Annotated in this window: 24 protein-coding genes and 1 pseudogene; 2 read left to right on the forward strand and 23 right to left on the reverse strand. The window is 29.3% G+C overall.

Going from position 1 to position 20,065, the window contains the following annotated elements:
* Nucleotides 1-55: 55 nt before the first annotated feature.
* The 3 genes from V5E38_RS10945 to V5E38_RS10955 form a co-directional block, all read right to left on the reverse strand.
* Nucleotides 56-208, reverse strand: coding sequence for a hypothetical protein (locus V5E38_RS10945; RefSeq protein WP_499213313.1), 153 nt, complete (start codon nucleotides 206-208; stop codon nucleotides 56-58).
* The gene (locus V5E38_RS10950) at nucleotides 201-587 is read right to left on the reverse strand and encodes a hypothetical protein (protein ID WP_499213314.1); all 387 of its coding nucleotides are present in this window, start codon (nucleotides 585-587) and stop codon (nucleotides 201-203) included. The genes V5E38_RS10945 and V5E38_RS10950 overlap by 8 nt, the downstream gene beginning before the upstream one ends.
* A gap of 456 nt (nucleotides 588-1,043) precedes the next feature.
* Nucleotides 1,044-1,691, reverse strand: coding sequence for a hypothetical protein (locus tag V5E38_RS10955; RefSeq protein ID WP_499213315.1), 648 nt, complete (start codon nucleotides 1,689-1,691; stop codon nucleotides 1,044-1,046).
* A gap of 144 nt (nucleotides 1,692-1,835) precedes the next feature.
* Here V5E38_RS10955 and V5E38_RS10960 point away from each other — a divergent pair, with 144 nt between their 5' ends.
* Nucleotides 1,836-2,267, forward strand: coding sequence for a YozF family protein (locus V5E38_RS10960; protein ID WP_499213567.1), 432 nt, complete (start codon nucleotides 1,836-1,838; stop codon nucleotides 2,265-2,267).
* A gap of 82 nt (nucleotides 2,268-2,349) precedes the next feature.
* Here the strand turns inward: V5E38_RS10960 and V5E38_RS10965 are convergent, their stop codons facing one another.
* From V5E38_RS10965 to V5E38_RS11040, 16 genes and pseudogenes are all read right to left on the reverse strand, one after another.
* A complete protein-coding gene (locus tag V5E38_RS10965; RefSeq protein ID WP_499213316.1) occupies nucleotides 2,350-2,814 on the reverse strand; it encodes a hypothetical protein in 465 nt (154 codons plus the stop codon).
* Nucleotides 2,815-2,865: 51 nt separating this feature from the next.
* A complete protein-coding gene (locus V5E38_RS10970) occupies nucleotides 2,866-4,542 on the reverse strand; it encodes a hypothetical protein (RefSeq protein ID WP_499213317.1) in 1,677 nt (558 codons plus the stop codon).
* Nucleotides 4,543-4,900: 358 nt separating this feature from the next.
* Nucleotides 4,901-6,697: a M3 family oligoendopeptidase gene (locus V5E38_RS10975; protein ID WP_499213318.1), complete on the reverse strand. Its 1,797-nt coding sequence runs from the start codon at nucleotides 6,695-6,697 to the stop codon at nucleotides 4,901-4,903.
* 405 nt (nucleotides 6,698-7,102) lie between these two features.
* A complete protein-coding gene (locus V5E38_RS10980) occupies nucleotides 7,103-8,113 on the reverse strand; it encodes a class I SAM-dependent methyltransferase (RefSeq protein WP_499213319.1) in 1,011 nt (336 codons plus the stop codon).
* Between the two features lie 122 nt (nucleotides 8,114-8,235).
* Nucleotides 8,236-8,907, reverse strand: coding sequence for an HAD hydrolase-like protein (locus V5E38_RS10985; RefSeq protein WP_499213320.1), 672 nt, complete (start codon nucleotides 8,905-8,907; stop codon nucleotides 8,236-8,238).
* Between the two features lie 145 nt (nucleotides 8,908-9,052).
* Nucleotides 9,053-9,619: a YdcF family protein gene (locus V5E38_RS10990; protein WP_499213321.1), complete on the reverse strand. Its 567-nt coding sequence runs from the start codon at nucleotides 9,617-9,619 to the stop codon at nucleotides 9,053-9,055.
* A gap of 44 nt (nucleotides 9,620-9,663) precedes the next feature.
* Nucleotides 9,664-10,002: an NIPSNAP family protein gene (locus V5E38_RS10995; protein WP_499213322.1), complete on the reverse strand. Its 339-nt coding sequence runs from the start codon at nucleotides 10,000-10,002 to the stop codon at nucleotides 9,664-9,666.
* Nucleotides 10,003-10,084: 82 nt separating this feature from the next.
* Nucleotides 10,085-10,645, reverse strand: coding sequence for an NUDIX hydrolase (locus tag V5E38_RS11000; RefSeq protein ID WP_499213323.1), 561 nt, complete (start codon nucleotides 10,643-10,645; stop codon nucleotides 10,085-10,087).
* Between the two features lie 206 nt (nucleotides 10,646-10,851).
* A complete protein-coding gene (locus tag V5E38_RS11005; RefSeq protein WP_499213324.1) occupies nucleotides 10,852-11,595 on the reverse strand; it encodes a hypothetical protein in 744 nt (247 codons plus the stop codon).
* 205 nt (nucleotides 11,596-11,800) lie between these two features.
* Nucleotides 11,801-12,451: an alpha/beta fold hydrolase gene (locus V5E38_RS11010; RefSeq protein ID WP_499213325.1), complete on the reverse strand. Its 651-nt coding sequence runs from the start codon at nucleotides 12,449-12,451 to the stop codon at nucleotides 11,801-11,803.
* Nucleotides 12,405-12,542 (reverse strand): hypothetical protein, encoded by a 138-nt coding sequence (locus V5E38_RS11015; protein WP_499213326.1) that lies wholly within the window; start codon nucleotides 12,540-12,542, stop codon nucleotides 12,405-12,407. The genes V5E38_RS11010 and V5E38_RS11015 overlap by 47 nt, the downstream gene beginning before the upstream one ends.
* A 234-nt stretch (nucleotides 12,543-12,776) precedes the next feature.
* Nucleotides 12,777-13,685, reverse strand: coding sequence for an alpha/beta fold hydrolase (locus V5E38_RS11020; protein ID WP_499213327.1), 909 nt, complete (start codon nucleotides 13,683-13,685; stop codon nucleotides 12,777-12,779).
* A gap of 148 nt (nucleotides 13,686-13,833) precedes the next feature.
* Nucleotides 13,834-14,544, reverse strand: a complete 711-nt coding sequence (locus tag V5E38_RS11025; RefSeq protein ID WP_499213328.1) for a hypothetical protein — start codon at nucleotides 14,542-14,544, stop codon at nucleotides 13,834-13,836.
* A 1,032-nt stretch (nucleotides 14,545-15,576) separates the two neighbouring features.
* A complete protein-coding gene (locus tag V5E38_RS11030) occupies nucleotides 15,577-16,026 on the reverse strand; it encodes an Imm26 family immunity protein (protein WP_499213568.1) in 450 nt (149 codons plus the stop codon).
* 66 nt (nucleotides 16,027-16,092) lie between these two features.
* A pseudogene (locus V5E38_RS11035) lies at nucleotides 16,093-16,443 on the reverse strand (DUF4259 domain-containing protein); the annotation flags it as partial.
* Between the two features lie 175 nt (nucleotides 16,444-16,618).
* Nucleotides 16,619-17,284, reverse strand: a complete 666-nt coding sequence (locus tag V5E38_RS11040) for an HAD family hydrolase (RefSeq protein WP_499213329.1) — start codon at nucleotides 17,282-17,284, stop codon at nucleotides 16,619-16,621.
* Nucleotides 17,285-17,494: 210 nt separating this feature from the next.
* Between V5E38_RS11040 and V5E38_RS11045 the strand changes: the two genes are divergently transcribed.
* The gene (locus tag V5E38_RS11045; protein WP_499213330.1) at nucleotides 17,495-17,974 is read left to right on the forward strand and encodes a DUF3888 domain-containing protein; all 480 of its coding nucleotides are present in this window, start codon (nucleotides 17,495-17,497) and stop codon (nucleotides 17,972-17,974) included.
* Between the two features lie 117 nt (nucleotides 17,975-18,091).
* Here V5E38_RS11045 and V5E38_RS11050 read toward each other — a convergent pair whose 3' ends face one another.
* The 4 genes from V5E38_RS11050 to V5E38_RS11065 form a co-directional block, all read right to left on the reverse strand.
* Nucleotides 18,092-18,280 (reverse strand): hypothetical protein, encoded by a 189-nt coding sequence (locus V5E38_RS11050; protein ID WP_499213331.1) that lies wholly within the window; start codon nucleotides 18,278-18,280, stop codon nucleotides 18,092-18,094.
* A 77-nt stretch (nucleotides 18,281-18,357) separates the two neighbouring features.
* Complete coding sequence (locus V5E38_RS11055; protein WP_499213332.1) at nucleotides 18,358-18,618, reverse strand: hypothetical protein; 261 nt, start codon at nucleotides 18,616-18,618, stop codon at nucleotides 18,358-18,360.
* A 174-nt stretch (nucleotides 18,619-18,792) separates the two neighbouring features.
* Nucleotides 18,793-19,263, reverse strand: coding sequence for a GNAT family N-acetyltransferase (locus tag V5E38_RS11060; RefSeq protein WP_499213333.1), 471 nt, complete (start codon nucleotides 19,261-19,263; stop codon nucleotides 18,793-18,795).
* Nucleotides 19,264-19,758: 495 nt separating this feature from the next.
* Nucleotides 19,759-20,061 carry a hypothetical protein gene (locus V5E38_RS11065; protein WP_499213334.1) on the reverse strand — a complete coding sequence of 101 codons (303 nt, stop codon included), beginning with the start codon at nucleotides 20,059-20,061 and terminating at the stop codon, nucleotides 19,759-19,761.
* Nucleotides 20,062-20,065 lie beyond the last annotated feature (4 nt).

Genomic DNA, 20,065 nt, shown 5'->3' on the forward strand with positions numbered 1-20,065 from the left:
AAAGTATATTCTGCTCTCGCTTATGTCCTTTCAGTGCTACCTTTACGTTTAAAATTCATTCTAATAATACTTCATCGTTTACAACTGAATTAATATTTTCTTCGATTAATTGAAACGAGTTTGCTTGGACTTCGAAATTTCCAGTCAGCAAATGCTGAACTAAAGTTTTTAAGTGTGCAGTACAATTTCGTTCAATTGAATCACTCAACAAAACTACCAATATTAATTAGGATCCCATCCTTATCGAGCCTGAGATGATTGTATGGAATTTGACATAACTTTTTGTACTTTTCATTCCAAATTATATCTATGAAACCGTTTGATTCTTGAAGTATACAATCAGCTTTGACGTTCACTAAACAATAACATTCATTAGGATATACTTCATCGAGACCAAATAATGAAATTACATCTTTTTCGATTGCCATTCCACCTATTTTAAATTCAAAAATGGAATACAAGTCTTTAAGAAAATTAGTAAAATCTGTAATTTCTTCATTTTGTATTCCAATCTGATCCCACTCTATGGCATCAATTGGAGAACCATAAAACCAAAAATTAACCATTGCAGTATTAGAAGAGACCATTTCAATTTGTAACGTTGCTTTTCTCTTCCTAGATAAATAGACGTATAATCTGAGTTGTAGGGAATGTAAGTAATTTGATTTAGGATCTTCTTCGTTAAACGGATAGCCTTCAGCAAAGAAATCGATAATTTCATCAACATTTTTGTCATTGATTTCAATTCTATTTTTTAATTTTGATATATTTAATATAATTTCTTGTATTGTTTCTTTTTTATTTTTTTTTGTTCCAATAAAAAACTAATCTCAAGGAAAGGACCACCTTGTAACCATTGAGACCACTGCATGTGTTTTGCCTCCAATTTTAAGTAACTATTTTATTGTATTAGTTCATTCATTATTAACCCAATAGAAGACTGATCAATTTCTGTAATATTTGATATTACATTTAATTCAATTCCTTCTTTCAATGCTTTTCGTACATTTTGTCAGTAACATAATAAAAGATCGTAGAGAATTTTAATGAATGCTGCGTTTTTCTTCGCAATACTCTACGATATATTCATAAATACCTTTATTTTCAGTTCCTAGGGGACCTGTATCACCTTTACTTATTAGCTCTTTTGCACTATTTATTGCACTGTTGTATTTTCCAATTTGAATATAAGCTAACATTTTCATCAAATCTACATGGTAAAAATCTGATTGTTGTACAACGAATTTATTGAAATTATCTACACTTTTTTCCATAGAATTTATAAACGTCTCGTAGGTATCAATAAATTCTACTACGGTTTGACGAATATCATCTTCTATATTCTCTAAACTGTTTTCAACAATTTTAATCTCTTTGATAGGATAGGTTGGTGCTACAAATGCTCCTATTGCTCTTAAGCTCATAGGTTCTCCTGCATTTTCCTGTATATCGAATACTTCCCAAAATAAATCATCAAAAATAAATGGTTTTATTTTACAATACATACTAATTGAAATTTCATTATCATCTGTAAAATTTGTTCTATAGTCTCCCGTTACAAAAAAATCTCCTACTTTTTTAAATATACAGTACGACCTCTTTTTTAAACCAAATTCTTTAGCTAACTCTCTCATAGACTTTTCTTGAATTTTTTCAATTTCTTTAAAAAGAGCTTTTTGTTCTTTTTTCAAAATTAATTCACACCTTATCTCAATTATTTCTTTAAATAAAGTCTATATAAACCTCATATAAGCAATAATATTTTAACAAAAATTCGCTTCAGTATCACATGGCTTACCAAGAATCCTTTTTAATCTATACTGTCACTTACTTGAATTAGAGGTTTTAGCTATCATACCAATACGTATGCAAAATCCTTTAATAGCTTACCTATATCAAAGTCATCTAATCAATGGAGCATTAAAATTGATCAAGCTGATCAAGATAAGGTAAGTGAGCCTATACTTACAAAGGCAAAAAAGGGTGTTTTTAATGTTTATAGTTTGGATATAAGCAATATTGGGGATAGAAACATAAATAACGTTAGAATTGAGGCTTATCGAAATGAGCCTCATTCAAAAACTTATTACGAGTTATTTACTCATGATGGGGATATTTTAATTAAAGATGGTAGCTCTTATCATCATGCAAACTTTCCTAGATCGGTAAAAGCTAAGGTATTTAAAGTGGACATTACTTGGGAAAAGACAATAAAAGGAAATCAAATCAGACATTTTAAAGAAACATTTGTTTTTCATCAAAAATAATTCCAATAAAAAGAGGAAGATCCTAAGATCACCCTCTTTTTGTTGTTTAACTATTACATACATAGTTGTACAACAAATTATCTTAAATATGAATAAACAATGTTCCATTAGTTTTTACTGTAACTAATGGATTTTCAGGTAAGTTTTCTTCAGTAAGAATGATTTCTTTACCAATTATATTTGATAGTTTAATCATAAATTCAAATACGTAACTAGCTTCATTTAGCCCTATAATTTCTTTAGGATTTATATCAAATTCTATTTCATCTTCTACAAAGAAATGGCAATTTACCAAAACACTATTGATGTCAATAGACATTAAAACACTTTTATTCTTTTTTTCCTCAAATATTTTGGATACATTTATTATTTTATTTGTGTTTTTTTGTCCATCTATATAAAACTCAATAGCCCAATCAGATAAACATAACCAGTCTATTAATTTTTGCCAGTCATTTATATTCGCATCTAAAATATAAATATCCCTTAAACTTCCATCACCGAAAAATACATTATCCAAAACTTCATTAGTTATGTGTTTTTCCATAAAAAAGATTCCCCAATACCAAATAGTTGTATCGATTTCTGTTTGATTTTTTTATTTTTTATATGCATTTATGCGAAGTACATTCAAAATAACTATTAATAAAACTAACGTAAACCATATAGATACTGTATATCTTAATGGATGTATTGAGATATATTTACCCAAAGCAGGGAGATTACTCAATACGTCATTTACAATTAGCTTTATACCCGTATAGCCTAGAGTAACAGTTAAAATTGTAGATAATATTAATACAAAAAGCTCAGTATTCTTAATTCCAGTTTCTCTATTCGTATTGATATTTTCTCTAATATCATTAAGTAGTTTTTCACACTTTGTTACAAGAGAATTTACTCCAGTTTTTTCTAATATAATCTTATATAATTCTTTTGGACTCCCATCGGATTGTAAGATTAATTCTTCATCGAATTTTAATTTAACAAAATTAAAATCTTCTTTTAATTGATTGAATTTCTTTAAGTTTTTTGTTCCTGATAAAATATCATTCAATAATTTAGATGTATAATACCTTTTAATAAAAGTAAGCTCATAAAATCTTAGATGCTGATACATGTGTGTTAATGTATATGCTTTATATAATTCATTCACATATTTGTCATATTCATTTTCCTGTTTAAGTTCCTTTTCAATATGTTTTACTGATTCGTCAACAGCATCTTTAAAGAATGTATATCCAATACTTAATATTGAAGAAAAGGGTGTGCAATAAAAATGTAAACCCTTCATCCTAAAAACTTGAGCAACCTCGATTTCTTTTGTTATTTTTTCTTCTTCCATTCTAAAGGTTAGTTCAGAATTAGCGTTTCTTAGGTAGCTATAATACAGATGTTTGTTTTGTTCTATAAATTTCTGGTGTTCAGAGTTTTTATTTGATGCAAAATCCCCAAAAACCCAGGAATAATTATAAAACTCTTCATCATTAAAATAATCCCCACATAGCATCTTCAAGTAACTTTGATAATATTCAAAAATTTGAGTAAGATTTAGTGTTTTTGCAGTAGTTTTATTATAGTAATCACTTGATTTATATTTCTTCTTACTTTCATAGAATTGAACGTTTGAAAGAATAACATTTTGAGGTGTAGTTTTGGGTGGATTTTCCACTTTATTGGTCTCATAGGCTATGCTTATTTGTAAAGTAACAATACCGATATCATAAAATGTTGCAATAATTATTGGTTGTACATACTCGTCTTCAATTTTTGCTAAAAAGGGTAAAAATGTAAACCTTTTTTGGTTCTTCATAATAAAATTTTTACTTAAGAATTGACGGTTAATCCCTTCAATTGAATTATCAATTATTTTAGTTTTATCTAAAATTTGTTCTTCAATCAAATCTACAAAATGGGTGATTATTATTCCGTTATCAACATTATTAATCTCGATATTATGTTTATAATCATCCTGCATCCCAAATTGTTCTAAGTATTTATTTATCTTTTCTTGATCAATATTTTTGTTCGACAGGAGCATAGAAAGCTTTCTATTTAAAGGCTCTTTGGGTGGGTCACTCAAAATATTACTGGTATAGGCAGATTGTTTTAATCTCAGATACATTTCGTACCTAGGATTAACGATTCCATTAGTTTTATTGGGATCGATATAAGTTGTATAGCCGTATGAGTCCTTTATTAAATTTGTAAACTTTGCGTAATGTTCTTTATTAAAAGACAAAATATTGTATGCATTTAAAACCTTAAAAAACATATCTTCACCATTTGTACCTTTTATTATTTATTTTACATTTATAAATTAATTTTTTATAGTTCGTACTTCTTTTCCTTTAAAAAATGTTCAATCAATCATTAAAGCTTTCTATAAGCTGTTACCGAATGCTATTAAAGAAACAGTAGAAGTGTACACTTCTCAAGCGTTTATGTATATAAACGAAGTATTCATATTTATGAACAACCCTTATTCCGAATGGTCATAAAAATAGACTACTGATTAATGACATTAGTACATTTTTCTTAATTTATTTATTAAAATCGGTAATTATAAAATAGTGGTTAACTAGACTTTCTCCATAAGTTGTGCCTGAGATCATAAATAACAGCATTTAAATTTAAGAAGAACTTAATTTAATGAATTCTTCAGCATCTTCCACACATAATTCTATTCCTTTTTCCCAGAATTCTTCTGAAGTAATATCTTCTCCTAAATGTTTCATAACTAAATCTTCCACAGTCATACTTCCTGAATCACGAAGTAAGTTTAAATAATCTTTCTCAAAATCTATTCCTTTCTCCTTTGCCTTTGCATAAATGCCCAAAGCAAATAAATACCCAAAAGTATATGGGAAATTATAAAAAGGCGATTGAGTAATATAGTAGTGTGGAGTCCAAACCCAAGAATGGATTGAAGGTTGTTCTAGGGAACCAGCATAAGCCTCATTTATTGATTCTTCCATTAACTGATTTAGTCGATTGGCTGAAACAATCCCTTCATTTCGTTCCTTGTAAAATCTCTGCTCAAAAATGAATCTCGAATGCATATTCATAAAGTTCATTACACTACGTTTTAATTTTTCATCCAATATAAATAATTTTTCTTCTTTTGACTTTGCCTTTTTCATAGCCGCATCAAAAATAATCATTTCGGAGAAGGTTGAAGCAGTCTCGGCAATACTTAACGGATAACGCTTATTCAACCCATTAACCGACTTCATGGCATAATTATGGAAAGCGTGCCCCAGTTCGTGAACAAGAGTTAACACATTTAAAAAAGCACCTCTAAATGTCATAAAAACTCTTGATTCACCTGTTAGTGGAAAACTAGCACAAAATGGAATGGCAGACTTATTTGGACGATTTTCTGCTTCTATCCAACCTTCATCGAAAGCTTCCTTAACGAAAGCTTCTAATTCCGTTCCAAACTGTCTAAAATGTTCCGTAATAAGGGTAGCAGCTTCCTCGAATTTTATCTCTTGATTACTTTTTGTAATGGGAGCCCAAAAATTATAAGCCTTCATACTAGATTCGCCTATCATTTCAGCTTTTTTATTCAAGTAATTTGAAAAAGGCTGTTTATATTTACTGATCACTGTCCACATCGTATTCAGCGTTTCTTCCTTCATTCTGTTCTTTTTCAAAGGTTCTTCTATTTCACTTTTTATCCCGAGTTTGTTATTCACTTGTATACGAAAGCCAACAATGTGATTTATAATTTTACTAAATAATTCTTCTTTCTCTTTCCATGTAGACTCTAATACATAGTGAGCTTCCTTTCTCACTTCTTCATTATGGTGTGACCGCAAGTTAATGGCTTGTCCAACTGATAGAGTCTCTTCTTTACCGTTAATTTGAATATTTAAGTTAATACTACTTACTAGATCCTTATAGAAATGTCCCCAAGCATGGTACCCATCAATCATTAAATCAGAAATCAAATTTAGCTCCTCTTCTGACAAATTCTTAGCTGCATTTTCACGCCATTCGTTTAGAATAAATCTATATTCTTGTAATTCTTCGGTTTCTAGTATGCTTTCCCAAACATCTTCCTTTGTATTTCTTAATATCTTCTTTACTTTCGATAATTCTTTTTCAAAACGAGATTCAATTTGAGCAACTTTTCCTCGTAATACCGCCGCATCTTGATCCTTTGGATTTTCTGCAAGGAGACAAGTGATAAACGAATTAGCTTGCGTTAAGTACAACCGAATGTTTCCGATGTTTTCTACTAAATGCACCAATCTAATTATTTCGTTTGTTGAAAGTGGAGTAATAAATGTTTTAACATTACCTTCTAGTTCATGTACTTGAGCTTCTAATCGATTGAAATGATTTAAAAATTGAATTGATGTGCTTCCGCCCATAAAAACCTTATCTAGATTCCACTTTTTAGAATAGCTTGTTTTCTCCATTAGTTACCTCCCAGTAATATGTATTTACCACAAAAAACGAACATACATTCTTATGATAACATATATCTGATGTTAAAAATCCATACAATTATAAGAGATAGTAATTTTGTAAGATTAATGTCAATTGTTCTACTCTTCTTCCAATTTGTTCAATAAAAGACCGACGAATTGCCGATCATGTTGTTCAACTAAAGCTTGCTTCGTAGTACAAGAAAATAATTTATTTAGTAACAGCAACTAAATCATCCATTGTTAGTAATTAGTACCTTATAATAGACTTCTAGTTTTATTCAACTAATGCATTATTTTGTTGAATAAGCTAACTTTTTATCGCAACTACAATCAAAGATAGTAAGCCAAGGTAATCACTTTGATTTCTTCTTTTAATAACGTATTATTCACATCTTATTTTCTACATAAATAAAATCCTACATCTTTTGGATCACGCCAAACTCTTCCAATACGGACTAATCTATCCTCCGTTTCTAATTTCAACCAGTTTTTCATATCAGTGTATAAGTCCGTATCGTGAGGTATATTTAAAGATGGAAACATGCTGATTATATAATTCACGATTGGCTCAGGCTGTCCAAAAATTAATGAATTAGAGATCACTTTTTCTTCTACTTTATCAAACACTGAATTTAACAGTTCTTTTGCATTCTCTATACAAAATGGAGCAGCAGGAGAAACTCTCTCAGGGAAACCAAATTCTATTAGCATGTCATTACAAAGTTCTCTAATTTTTGGTAATGAATCACGAGAATTTGTAGTGGTAATTAGTCCTCCGTTTGGTTTTATTACTCTTTTAAAACCTTCTATTGTTCCTTGAAGATCTGGCACATGATATAGCATATGTCTTGCTACCAACCAATCATATGAATTACTTGAAAAAGGAAGTTTTCTTGCATCTCCAATAATCCATTCAATATTTAAATTCTTTTGATTAGATTTCTTTTTTGCTTCTTCAATCATTTTAGGTGACTGATCAAGTCCAGTAAGTTGTCCTCTATGACCCTTTGTTTGTAATATAGAAAGGAATGCCCCAGTCGCACATCCAATGTCTAGTATCTTTTCATCATTTGTTAAATTTAATAGTTTAATAACCCATTCATCTAAATCTACACGTTTTTCTTCGTACAATAAGTGTGTATCAATTCGTACTTGCAAATTTGTACTTGCTCCATATTGACGTTTAACATCATTCATTTTTTGTGATACCACTTTTGCACAAAAATTTTGAATCGCGTGGGTTAGGAATTCTGTTTTATTTATTCCTTCATAAATTAATGCGTCTTCAAATTTTTCTAAAATTGTTTCATTGATTCTAAAGTGAATGCTCTTACTTTTAATATTCGTCCACTCCCAAGCATTTATAATAAGAACATAGCACGCTTTAATATTTTCCGTAAGCATTTGTGTACACAAACTCTGTTAGAAGATACCCTATTTTTTGATTAGAATTTTCATTTATAACATATAAAAAAGCCAGCAATTTAATGCTGACCGATTCTATCCTTATTGAACTTACGCTTGCTTTAGGTACATATAAAGCCTTTCGCTTTCGGAAAAAAATTTTTTAATTGAATTAAATCATCAATTACAAAATCAGCTTGTTTGAGTTCATCTTCTTGTGAAAAATCAAAATTACAACCAATCGCCGTTAAACCATTATCCTTAGCTGCATTGATGTCAGATAAGCGATCTCCTATAACAGCGCCACTTTTAATTTCATATTTGTTAACAATAGTTTTGACTAAATCTCCCTTATTAAGCGTTTGAATTTGTTGAATACTAAACGTTTCAGTAATCCAATTATCTAACTTATAATACTTTACAATTGCATTTAAATAGTCTGTTAAACCATTACTCGCTATGTAAATTGAATAATTATTGTACTTTAAAAATGTAAAAATCTCTTTTACATTTGGATATAAACCTCCCTTCCCATTATTAATGTTCTCAATTAATCTTTCCTGAAAATAAGCATCTGTTTGTTCTCTTACTTCCTTAGAATAACAAGGTAATAACACTTCCCAGACTTTAGGTAAAGGTACACCCATAATTTCACGGTATTTTTCAATAGGGGTTACTGTATCCCATAAATTTAGTGAACGTAAATGGTTAAAAGTATCATTAAGTGATAACTCTAAAATTTTATCTGTTTGAAATAATGTTCCATCCATATCAAATATTAGTGATTGTTGCAATGCCGTCATCTCCATTTGAAATCTGATTAGTATTTTCTTTAGTTAGTTTATTAAAAACTTCCTAGAGATTAATTTATGTATTTTCTATATTTAATAGGGATCTATATTAAACTAAGCTTCAATTTAAATTATGATCTAACTGCTTCTAATAGGATTTATGAATAACCGAATTTGGAAGAATTGCTCTGTAATATTTACCTATCTTCTCAACCTCAGACATTATACGACTAATTCCTATTTCAGATAAATACCAATTATCTTTTGTTATTCCAAACCGATCAGTAACAGGCGATACAATAAACTCAGCTTCTACTGGAAACTCGGTTTGATAGCATAATAATGCACGACGTGAGTGACCTGCTTTACATACTATAATAACCTTTTTAGGCTGTATTCCTTTTTCTTTTAAGACCTCAAATGAAAAACGTGCATTTTCCAATGTATGCTGTGCTTTCTCTTCTTTTAAAATGACATTTACTGGAACACCATTTTCAATACCTATTTGCTTCAAATATTCCCACTCAGTTGTCTTTATACTTTCCTTATATCCTCCAGAAGGTAGTATATAGGGTGCAAAACCTTGTTTATACAATGAACTAGCTTTTTCCATTAACTGAGGGTGGTCTGATCCTGGAATAAGAATTACATCTGCTGATTTTATCTCATTTTCAACAAAAATAAAGTCTGTAATACATTCAAAAGGATTATTCACATGATTTTACCTCTTTTATCTTCAAGTACTATTAAATAGTTTTTTTATTTCAATGTCGATATCAACTCTTCGTTTCTAACCTCCATACAATATTCTTCTAATACATGATTTCTGCCACCGTGTTTTTCGTACCATTCTTGAACCCGTTTTACATGTTCTTCATCTCTTCTTACATTTGCTTCAATTTCTTGATACTTTTCATAACTGTCATACTCCCAAATGGCGAATATTTCTGTGGTTGTTGTATCATGAGAAATCATCCATCTTCCTGTCAATCTTGCACCGTGCTTAAGTTGATTTGGTAAATTCGTTTCATTAAAGTGTTCATTAAACGCCTCAACGAATTCATTTTTTACAATGTAAAATTTCCTTCTATAAAACATATAATTTTTCTCCCTATTTCTCTTATTTGTCAATTAATATTTTAGTTTTTTTCAGAATGTTCCTTTAGTTAATATTAAAATTTCAAAGTGCGCCAGCCGTTACTTTTATCAAATGTGGCAATGCTAAATAAAAAGCACTTACTGTAAAAAGTTGATTAATTTCTCCACTTTTTATTTTAGAGTACATATCCGCTACATCAACCAACTTGATTTCGATAACTTCAGTGGGGTCTAGTTCCTGTTCAAATGCTTGATAAGCATCTAAAATTAAATATGTTATAACTTTATTATTTTGTGTTGCTGGATTAATAAAAAACTCTCCTAATAAAATTGGCTCAGTTTCTGTTTTATATCCAGTTTCTTCTCTTACTTCTCTTAATATAGCTTCAATATAAGTTTCAATACCTTCAGATTTTCCTGCTGGAATCTCTAGAAAATACTCCTGTCCAGCGTATCTATACTGCTTTACCAATAAAATCTTTTTCTCTTTTGTTACCACAATAGCGTTTACCCAATTAGAATATTCATTTACATAGTAATCTTGTATTATATTTCCATCAGGCAATTGGCAACAATCTTTTCTTAAATTTCCAAAAGGAGTTTTAAATATATATTCCGAACTAAGCGTTTTCCATTTCTTCATTCTAATAGCTCCTAATAAATTTGGTTAAATTACTTCTTTAACTAAATTCAACTACAAAAGTATGCGTAAATTTTACAAGAATGTAATAAATTAGACTTCACTTTTTCTATAAATATTTAACTGACCGCCATAAGCCTGAACCCAATTCCAATTATTAAGCCATTACCCAATACAAAACACGAATACAGTGTATTTTGATCTTTTTCCTAAATCAATACGTCATTTGGTTGGATCGTACTAGATTTAATTCTCACATAATCTTTATTTTCCAGTTCTTCATTAAATTCTGCTGGAAGTACCCAATTATTTAAGTAAGATGTTAGTTTGCCCTCATCTTTCTGCAATGCTGCTAATACAGCACCCAAGCAATTCGGTCCATTGTTACTTCCAAATGTATTCAGTAAAGAAGCAATAGTTGGGTATTCACTCTTTAATGCATTCAAGTATGTTATATCCGAAGTAGAATCCATATCTACAAACATATTTGCTACGTAAAGTAATATGTTTGTTCTTATTTGGTAAGGCAAACATTTCCATAAAATACCTTGTAATGTAATCATTTTCGTTCCATCTATATTAATTGAAAAAGTATCAAGAGCATTGTGTACATTAACTGGGATGTCTCCTAAAACGTTTCGTAACTCACCTAACTCAAATATGTAACCCCTTTTGAGGCGTATTTGTTCCCTCAAAACTTCTTTTTGTAACTCTTCCTCCCATATAAGAAACTCCTCATTAGATACAATACCGATATAACTAGCTTTTGCAGAAATATTACACGGCAAGTAAGAGGTTTTTATATCTAATGACAACTCAACTGTTGCACGTGCATTAACTACAACAAAGTCTTGAAGATCCTCAAAATAAAAGTAATTAATATCAGGGACTAATTTTTGATCCCATGCTTTTAAAACTTCTTCTGTAATTCTATTATTTTTTACTTCATACATTATTTCTCACCTATATTTAACCTTAATAAATAAGGATTTTTTAACTGATTTTAATTGCATAATGATATATTTCAACACATTATGAGCAACCCCATGTCCAAATAGGTAAGCTATTTAACATAATAAAAATGACCGTGAAAGCAATCTTCTATTACTTCAATTAATGCATGCTTTAGTTGCACACCTAATTTCTCTATTATTTCTATTAAACAAACTCATAAAATTCTTTTAATGCTTTAATAACTGCATCTGGACGATCAATATGTATTGCATGTGCAGCATCAATTATTATATGCTTACTATTCGTGGACAATTTAACTAGTTCTTCTTGAAATTTACTCCAGTAAATCCATGACTCTGTTGTATGGTAGGGTTGTGTACCACCAGTAACCACAAGAAGTGGCATATTTCCGAGTGACTTAGACTTACTAACTTGTTCAAGACTTTCTTCAAATTCATTTAATGAAGCTTCAAATCTAAATTGACCATAATATTCTTTTTTTACATTATCTGAAAATAAAGGAGCCATAAATTTATTTTGGTCCTCATGAACTGAATCCAAAAGAATTACCCCAGCAACTTCTTCAGGATATTCACTTGCAAATAACCTAACATTTGCTCCACCAAATGAATGTCCAACCAATATATATGGTGGTTTCACGCCAGCTTTTTGAAGTAAAGTACGAAGGTTTTCAACATTTTGCCTACTATGACGTGGTCTATTGTCTTTACCACTTTCCCCAATACCTGCTCTATCATAAATAAACATCATAGTAAACTTTGAAACTTCATTTCTAATTGTTTTCCAATTATTTAAGTCCCAACCCATATCCAGAGTCAAATACCATAGTAACATTTGCATCTTTTTTTCCAAAAAACTCATAATGTAGTTCTATACCACCTATATCTACTTTTTGCTTACCTTCATTTTTCTTAACATTATGCATATTTAAACACCTCCAAAAATCATTATTTTTATATATTAATATTCTCTAAAATAGTAATGATTTCCTTTTTAACTAAATTGAAATAGTCGAAAGGAGCCATCATGGCTCCTATAAGATATTTTACATAATTTTAAACGTTGTTTGTTCAACTAACCTGCCTTAACTCCATAAAAAAACCGACTAAACAGTCGATCATGTTGTTTAACTAAAGCATCAGTTAATTGAATTAGGAAATTACTTAAAACAGTATTCACTTGTAATTCTATATATACCGTCTAGGATTATGTCAGGACGATCTAGAAATACAGAATGCCCTGAATTACCAGCAAATAACAATTCACCTTTTGAAGATAGTTTAACTTGGTTAGTAATTAATTCCGACCATTTCTCTTCAAAGATACTTAATTCCCATAAAGGTATTCCTGTTTTCAATTCTGACTTAATGGTGAATTCTTTATCACGTCCAATTACAATTAACGGTATGTCTGGAAAATCCCCCAATTTTTTGATAGCTTCAGCATCGTTTTTCCATTGTTTAATCTCTGATGCCATCGCTCTATAAAGTGATGGATTTACTTGAAAGTCCAATAATCTCTTTTGAATATCAATAGGTAATTGAAGATGTTTCTTATTCAGAGTTGGCTTAATTGCTTTAGATAATTGTTCAGTATCTTTACTCGCATAACTTAAACATTTTGCGATCCAATCTTCATCCGATTCTTTATCCATAACGGGTAGATTTAAATTATCCAACTCTTTCAATTCAACGGAGGTAGAATCAACTAAGATTACTCCAGCTACCATTTTAGGATAAGATTTAGTAAAGTGTTGAGCACATAGTCCACCATAAGAATGTCCAATTAAATAAATTGGTTCTTCAATCTTAAAATGATTAAGTAATGCTACTAGATCACGTACAGTCGATTCAGTATTATTGATTCCTGCTCCAATTTCACTTTTACCAAGCCCTTGCCGATGAAAAGTGAGGATTCTACTGGTATGACTTAATTTGTCTATAACCTCGTACCACTCATCATAGGAACACCCCATACCTGTAAGTATTACAATTAAAGGTCCTTTCTCTCCTTTGTATAGCACTTCAATTTTATTATTATTTATAAGAATATATCGATTACTATCCATACTACTTAATCTCTCTCCCCTGATGTAACTAATCTGCTATTTAAAACAAAAGATTGTTCAAAAAATAAGACCGCCGAAAGCAGTCGATCATTGTTCAACTAATGCATGCGTTAGTTGCATAAGGAATTGTAATTAGCAATGCACAATTTTAAGTTTGCTTAACAAATATTTTTGAAATCTCCAATTTATCATTCTTTGCTAATGAATTGATTAAATAATGTATACCAGCTTTTCCTGTACTTCCTAAGTCAAAATATGTAATATATTTATTTCTGAATTTCTTAATATATCTCATAAAATTCATATAATGATCGCCTGATTTTTCCGATTCAAGATTCCAATTTTCATATGCACTCTTTAAGGTATCAACTACTAATTGTTTATCGCCTTCATTTTCGGTGCTTAAACTTACTTCTAGGTATATGTCGGATTCAATATTTCCAGAATATTCTACTTCAAATGGAAAAGTAGAAGAATCAACAACAACAGTCATTTTCTTAGATTGCATTTTTATAGCGTTAACTGGAAAATCTTCACACCAGCTAAAAGTAATATCAATGTCTTCCACATTATCAGCAGGGAGAATTTTTTTTTTGTCAGATGAGCTCCATTTAATTGTTACATCTCTACTAAAAGATCTCCAATCAACAGCACTAACTTTCATATATCCAAGTCCATCGGTAGCAAGTTTTGCTCCATCTTCTTCGATCAATATGCCCCATAAACAATTAGTGATTGGTTCATCTAATAGTGTAGAACCACTTTCAGTAAGTTGAGTGATCATTTTTGAAGTAAATGAAGGATGAAAATCATCTACAAATGTAAAATCCAATTTTAACTCTTTCTTTTTTCTTCCCATTTATGTCACCCTTCTAAATTATTAAATAGTGTAACATTACATTTAATTTGTAACTCTTTTAATCAACTATCGCATTAGTTAGTTGAAGAAAATCAAATTTAATTCTTTGAAATAACATAACCTTAGTTAATTAATAGATAGAAAGATACAATATGCGTATCCTCCAACACATAAAAATTGTATCAACCCTAATTTTTTAGTTCTTTTATTATTACTCAGTTGACTACTTATTCCAGCAAATAAACATGTTATTAAACTTAATGAATAGAAAATGACCATATTAATTCTGGTTGAAGAATGTAACATGTCATAAATACCATAAACGGAATAAACAATAAATAGAATTAAGCCACAAAAAGCTAAATAATCAAAGATTTTCTTAACCACACACTCAATCCTCTCTTATTACGATGATAACTTTAATAAGTTTACTTTCAACTAAAGCATTGCTTAAGTTACTTAAATGGTCTTATATTTGTAGAATTATTTTTATTTTATCATTAAACAAAAAAGTATTAACCCATCAAAAGAATCATATAATTGCAATTTCTTATTGAACTAAACTGCCATTTTGTTGAATAAAAAAAGCGATCTTCTATTGAAGAATCGCATGCATTAGTTACATAAAGTAAAAAAGAATAGAATCGATGATCGTCGGCTCTTTGCCTTTTTACTTTAAAAAAGAAAAAAATAAAAACTACTAATTTAACTTTCTAATTCCTTTAAATATTGTCTTTGCAATTTCTTTTCCTCAATGATTTCTTAAGCGATTATTTCGAAAATCATTTCTCTGGTAAACATCTATTTCACTCCTTTAATTTATCGATTAATTTATTCATCAATTCATTATTCTTACTTAAAGTCTGTAATAAGTCATTATTCTCCATTACAATCCTTTATACTCTTATTGCTGCTTATTTATAAATTTATCAACTATATTGATAGTATTTATCATTTTTAAGCATAAACGGAAATAGTTTATTTAATCCTGAAGTAACTAAAGCACTGCATTAGTTCAATAAAAATTATATATTATTGTTTATAAATCATTTCTTTAAAATATTCTTCCCACTCACCATTACCAAATTTTGCATTTACTAAATCTTCTACGATTGAAGGTGAGTATGAATCAAATGTTGGAAGTGAACTTACTTCGTCTAAAGTTGCCCTTCTTATAAATTTCCCATTAATATCAACTACGATTGGTCCTCTTAATTCTTCTATAAGATAATTATTTTCTAATTTTAAATTATTAGGAATCTGCGTTTCACCAATTATTTTCCATTTTCTACTTTTTATTTTTTCGTCATCAACACTTAAACAGAATAAGATTTCACGTTGAATTATTTCATTAACCTTATTAAATTGTTCGGATGTACAGTCAAATATGATAATTAAATCTCCGTATATACCCTGATGAACTAATTGTCCATAAGCATAGTAATTTTTATTAATTGGTATGGTAAAAACTGAACCAAGCACATATTTTACTTCATCTTTCTTTTTCTTTGGTTTAAGAATTTTATCTTTTGAAGAACCCGTTTTTGAATTAATTAGTTTTTCTTTGAATTCGGATAATACTACTTTACGCTTTTCGTAATCTTCATCATTTGATTCTTTCCATAACTCAAGGTCTGCACCTCGTTCAATAAATTCAATAGTTTTTAACTTCACGTGAACAAGAAGGCAATTTTTTTCTAACTGAATAGCTGACAATCCTATATAGACTAGCGATAATATTTCCAAATCATCATTTAGATCGTATTCATCTAAATATTCTTCTAATATTATTTGGGTTGCATCTACAACAGTTTTACCTTCTTCCAAGTAATCTATAAAATCATCTCTTACATCACAAGTAGTATCATCGTCAAAAATACCAGTTCCCCAAGCACCCATAATATACACTCCATTAAAAAATTTTTTTTTTAATTATAACCATATTCGTCCTAAATTGAAATTTTCCTTATTCCACTAAACTGCCATTTTGTTGAATAAAAAAAATCGACTAAACAGCCGATCTTGTTGTTCAACTAATGCATGTGTTAGTTACATATGGTAGTTACCAAAGAATTCAATCAATTAAGTCGACTAGAGGTAAAAGTTCTCCTAAATCATCTATTGTATGTTGTATTTTAATTGAACTGCTCCAAATCGGTTCTTTCTTCCATACAGTTTTCATTCCAACATTCTGTGCGCCAATTACGTCATTTTCTAGATGATCTCCCACATACAAACTTTCTTCTGCTGTAACACTTAGTCTCTCTAATGCCCTTAAAAAAATTTCAGGTTGAGGTTTTTTAATTCCTTCTTGTTCAGAAATTAGAATTGTATCAATTAAATTATGAATTCCTAATGCTTTAAGGTTTAGGTTTTGAAATTTAGTAAATCCATTGGTAATCATACCTAACGCTATTCCTCTATTTTTAAGCTCTTTTAGTACATATTCCATATTTGGAAAAGCAATACAACTATGTTGAAAGGAATTTATATAATCTTCTAGCAGATGTTCCCAAGTTAAGTTAGAAAGTGAGTATTCTTGCACTAATTGTTTATATACTTTGTCTTTCCAAACATATCCCTTTTTATCTAATTCAATGAAACGTTCAATATATTGTTGTTCTGGTACATTTATTAATTCATCTTTGTATTTTTTATACTGATTTTTAATAAATACCTTTAAGGAACTATCGCGATCTAACAATGTTCCATCTAAATCAAAAATTACAGCTTTTATCATTTCAATCCCCCATAAAATTTTGTTTAGTTGAGCAAACATTTAATTTTTCATTTCACTATACTGCCATTTTGTTCAATAAAAAAATCGACTAAATAGCAGATCTTGTTGTTCAACTAATGCAGTGCGTTAGTTGAATAAGAACTCCAATCAATGACTAAGGCTTTGTATAAAAACTCCTTGTACACATATGTTATTAATGGAGGTGTAGGAATGAAAAAAACATTTATAGTCTCAATTATATCAATTTTCATCGGTATATCAGCCTTTTTTGGTGTAACCAATGCAAGTAATAATGAATTAATAGATGTTTCATCAATGAAATTTTCATCGTTAGACAAAGTAAATAATCGATTTTACGAAACCTTTGTACTAGATCTTTATCGTAAAGAAATAATGAACAGTATCAAAAGTTATTATAAAAACAAAAATGAAAAAGTTCGAGGTTACGTGACCCCAGAAGATGAAAAGTATGTTTCCATACAATCAGTAAGAAATGTAAAAGGTTTAGAAGAAAAATTTAGTTATGTATTAAAAATTACAATACGTCCAGTGGAAAAAGATGAAACCATCCTTGGTCTAGATACATTATATTTAGCTGTTGAACCATCAAGGGTAAACATGACTAAACTTCCTAAAGGTCTTACAAAAACGAAGTTATTAAAATATGAGCATAAGGAAATAAAAAAATAGTATTAGTTATTAATTTTTATTTACATAAGAATGTATATAGGCAATAAAAGGGGACTTTCTCATGGAAAGTCCTTTTGCTACTTATCCAACTATCGCATGCGTTAGTTGAATTAGCATTTAAATAAACCATTTGCTTTTATTTTTTAAAACCCTAAAAACAATTAATATAGTTAATAAACCTATAATGATTATCATTACCCAACTATAATCACCAGAAGGCTTTGAAATAAAATCTTTTGATTCTAGATACTCACTTATTAATACAACAATCAAAAAAGGAATTATATAACCAATAATTTTTTTCATTAATTTTACTCCCTTTTTATATTCTTCCAGCCTATTTCTTTTTTCGAATAAATAGGGAATACGCATAACTATTTGAACTATATCGTATCAATGTTTTTTTCATATTTTTTTCTTAAAAAACTAGCTAAAGCAATTAGAGATAGTCCTATTGTTATTCTTGCGGTATGGTAAACCCAATACTTTTCATGGGGAATATAGTCTTTTATAATTCTAAAACCCGCAACAAAAGAATTTCCTCCAATAAAAAACTGTAACCACGAGCCATTTAATATAAACTTTCTATAACAATAAAATGTTCCAATTATAAAAATTATAAAAAATAAAATATCAAAAATCACAATTTTTCTCCCTAAATGTTATAATAGTTGAATTTTATCATACTAACTTCTTACTTTTTGTTTGAAATAATTACCATATCATATTGAACTAAACTGCCATTTTGTTGAATGAAAAAAAGCCGCATATAAGCAGCTCGTGATCTTCAACTATTGCATGCAATAGTTGAAGAAGCATTAACATATTTTTTTATAACCTACAAGCGTCATATTTTCATTTAAACGTTTTGTTTCGCCTGTCAGCCTATAACCCATCTTTTCATATAAATGACAGTTACCTTTTTCTTCTAAGATTGTTCTTAATTCCCAAGTAGTTGCTTGTGAAAATTGTTTCTCAGCTAACTGGATAGCTTTTTGAGCAATTCCCATCCCTTGGTATTCTGGCAAAATGAATATTGGACTAATCCAAAACTGTGTTTCCTCTTTCCAATAAATACAAATTGCCCCTACAAGAACATCATCATGCAAAATTTTATAAAATCCACCAGAAGAATAATTAATTCTCTTAATTACATTATCAATCGGTTCGTTTGCTGGATTTGTGTCGGCATCTTTATATTTCTCTAACAATGGCATAAAGGCTTTCACTTGCATATCAAAAATTACTTGTGAATCTGCGTCTTTTGCTTTGTCTAATTTTATGTTCACTAGTTCTCACCTCTAAGTTTTTTAGTTCCAATTATTAAATTCTATATTTTATATTGTTTTTCCTTGTTCAACTATCCTGCCATTTAGTTCCATAAAAAAATCGACTATGAAGCCGATCATGTTGTTCAACTATTGCATGCGTTAGTTCAATAAGAAAATACTGGTTAGAATCATAAATAACAAAATAACAAAGTGTATCCAAACCATAACTTTTATAATAATTACGGACCATACCTTCTCTTGTAAACCGAAATATATGACAAAGAAATAGAATATAAGACTCGTTATTCCTCTGAACATATTACCATCTGAAAAAATTAGAATTATATTAATTAATGCTGAAATAATAAATAAAATTAAATATAACTTATATAATTTTTCGTTTGCTTTTTTCTCTTTTCCAAATTGATACATAATTTTATTAAACCTCGTTCTTCTCATTTACTCCAATTCGTAATCTTCAAATATCGTTTGCATTAGTTGCATTAGAACAACCTAAATATCAAAAAATAAATCCATTATTCCAATGATAAAAAACATAATTGCACCTATCAACCAAAGATTAAGATCATTAGACTCTTTCTTTTTTAAAATTTTCTCCTCAATCGCATTTGAAAAAAGAATAGCTGCTAATGAAATATGAAACAGTCCTTCGTATATATGATTAGTGTTATCCGACGTAAAAGAATAAACCACATACATCATCATTGGAATCATCAAAATAGTTTGGATAATTACTATTTGTTTAATTCTGTCTTCAAATGATCTGTTCTTTAATCGGCTCATGATAGTCTTCAAATTA

This window comes from Rossellomorea sp. GAMAL-10_SWC (assembly GCF_049568075.1).
Classification (GTDB): domain Bacteria; phylum Bacillota; class Bacilli; order Bacillales; family Bacillaceae_G; genus Gottfriedia.

Bases quoted from the DNA above. Each gene is read 5' to 3' on its own strand.
- V5E38_RS11015 (WP_499213326.1), bottom strand. From the start codon at position 12,542: ATGCATAATGTTAAGAAAAATGAAGGTAAGCAAAAAGTAGATATAGGT.
- V5E38_RS11000 (WP_499213323.1), bottom strand. From the start codon at position 10,645: ATGAAGAAATGGAAAACGCTTAGTTCGGAATATATATTTAAAACTCCT.
- V5E38_RS11005 (WP_499213324.1), bottom strand. From the start codon at position 11,595: ATGTATGAAGTAAAAAATAATAGAATTACAGAAGAAGTTTTAAAAGCA.
- V5E38_RS11050 (WP_499213331.1), bottom strand. From the start codon at position 18,280: ATGAAAAAAATTATTGGTTATATAATTCCTTTTTTGATTGTTGTATTA.
- V5E38_RS10975 (WP_499213318.1), bottom strand. From the start codon at position 6,697: ATGGAGAAAACAAGCTATTCTAAAAAGTGGAATCTAGATAAGGTTTTT.
- V5E38_RS11040 (WP_499213329.1), bottom strand. From the start codon at position 17,284: ATGATAAAAGCTGTAATTTTTGATTTAGATGGAACATTGTTAGATCGC.
- V5E38_RS11025 (WP_499213328.1), bottom strand. From the start codon at position 14,544: ATGGGAAGAAAAAAGAAAGAGTTAAAATTGGATTTTACATTTGTAGAT.
- V5E38_RS10980 (WP_499213319.1), bottom strand. From the start codon at position 8,113: ATGCTTACGGAAAATATTAAAGCGTGCTATGTTCTTATTATAAATGCT.
- V5E38_RS10950 (WP_499213314.1), bottom strand. From the start codon at position 587: ATGGTCTCTTCTAATACTGCAATGGTTAATTTTTGGTTTTATGGTTCT.
- V5E38_RS11010 (WP_499213325.1), bottom strand. From the start codon at position 12,451: ATGTTACTATGGTATTTGACTCTGGATATGGGTTGGGACTTAAATAAT.
- V5E38_RS10965 (WP_499213316.1), bottom strand. From the start codon at position 2,814: ATGGAAAAACACATAACTAATGAAGTTTTGGATAATGTATTTTTCGGT.
- V5E38_RS10970 (WP_499213317.1), bottom strand. From the start codon at position 4,542: ATGTTTTTTAAGGTTTTAAATGCATACAATATTTTGTCTTTTAATAAA.
- V5E38_RS11045 (WP_499213330.1), top strand. From the start codon at position 17,495: ATGAAAAAAACATTTATAGTCTCAATTATATCAATTTTCATCGGTATA.
- V5E38_RS10995 (WP_499213322.1), bottom strand. From the start codon at position 10,002: ATGTTTTATAGAAGGAAATTTTACATTGTAAAAAATGAATTCGTTGAG.
- V5E38_RS11020 (WP_499213327.1), bottom strand. From the start codon at position 13,685: ATGGATAGTAATCGATATATTCTTATAAATAATAATAAAATTGAAGTG.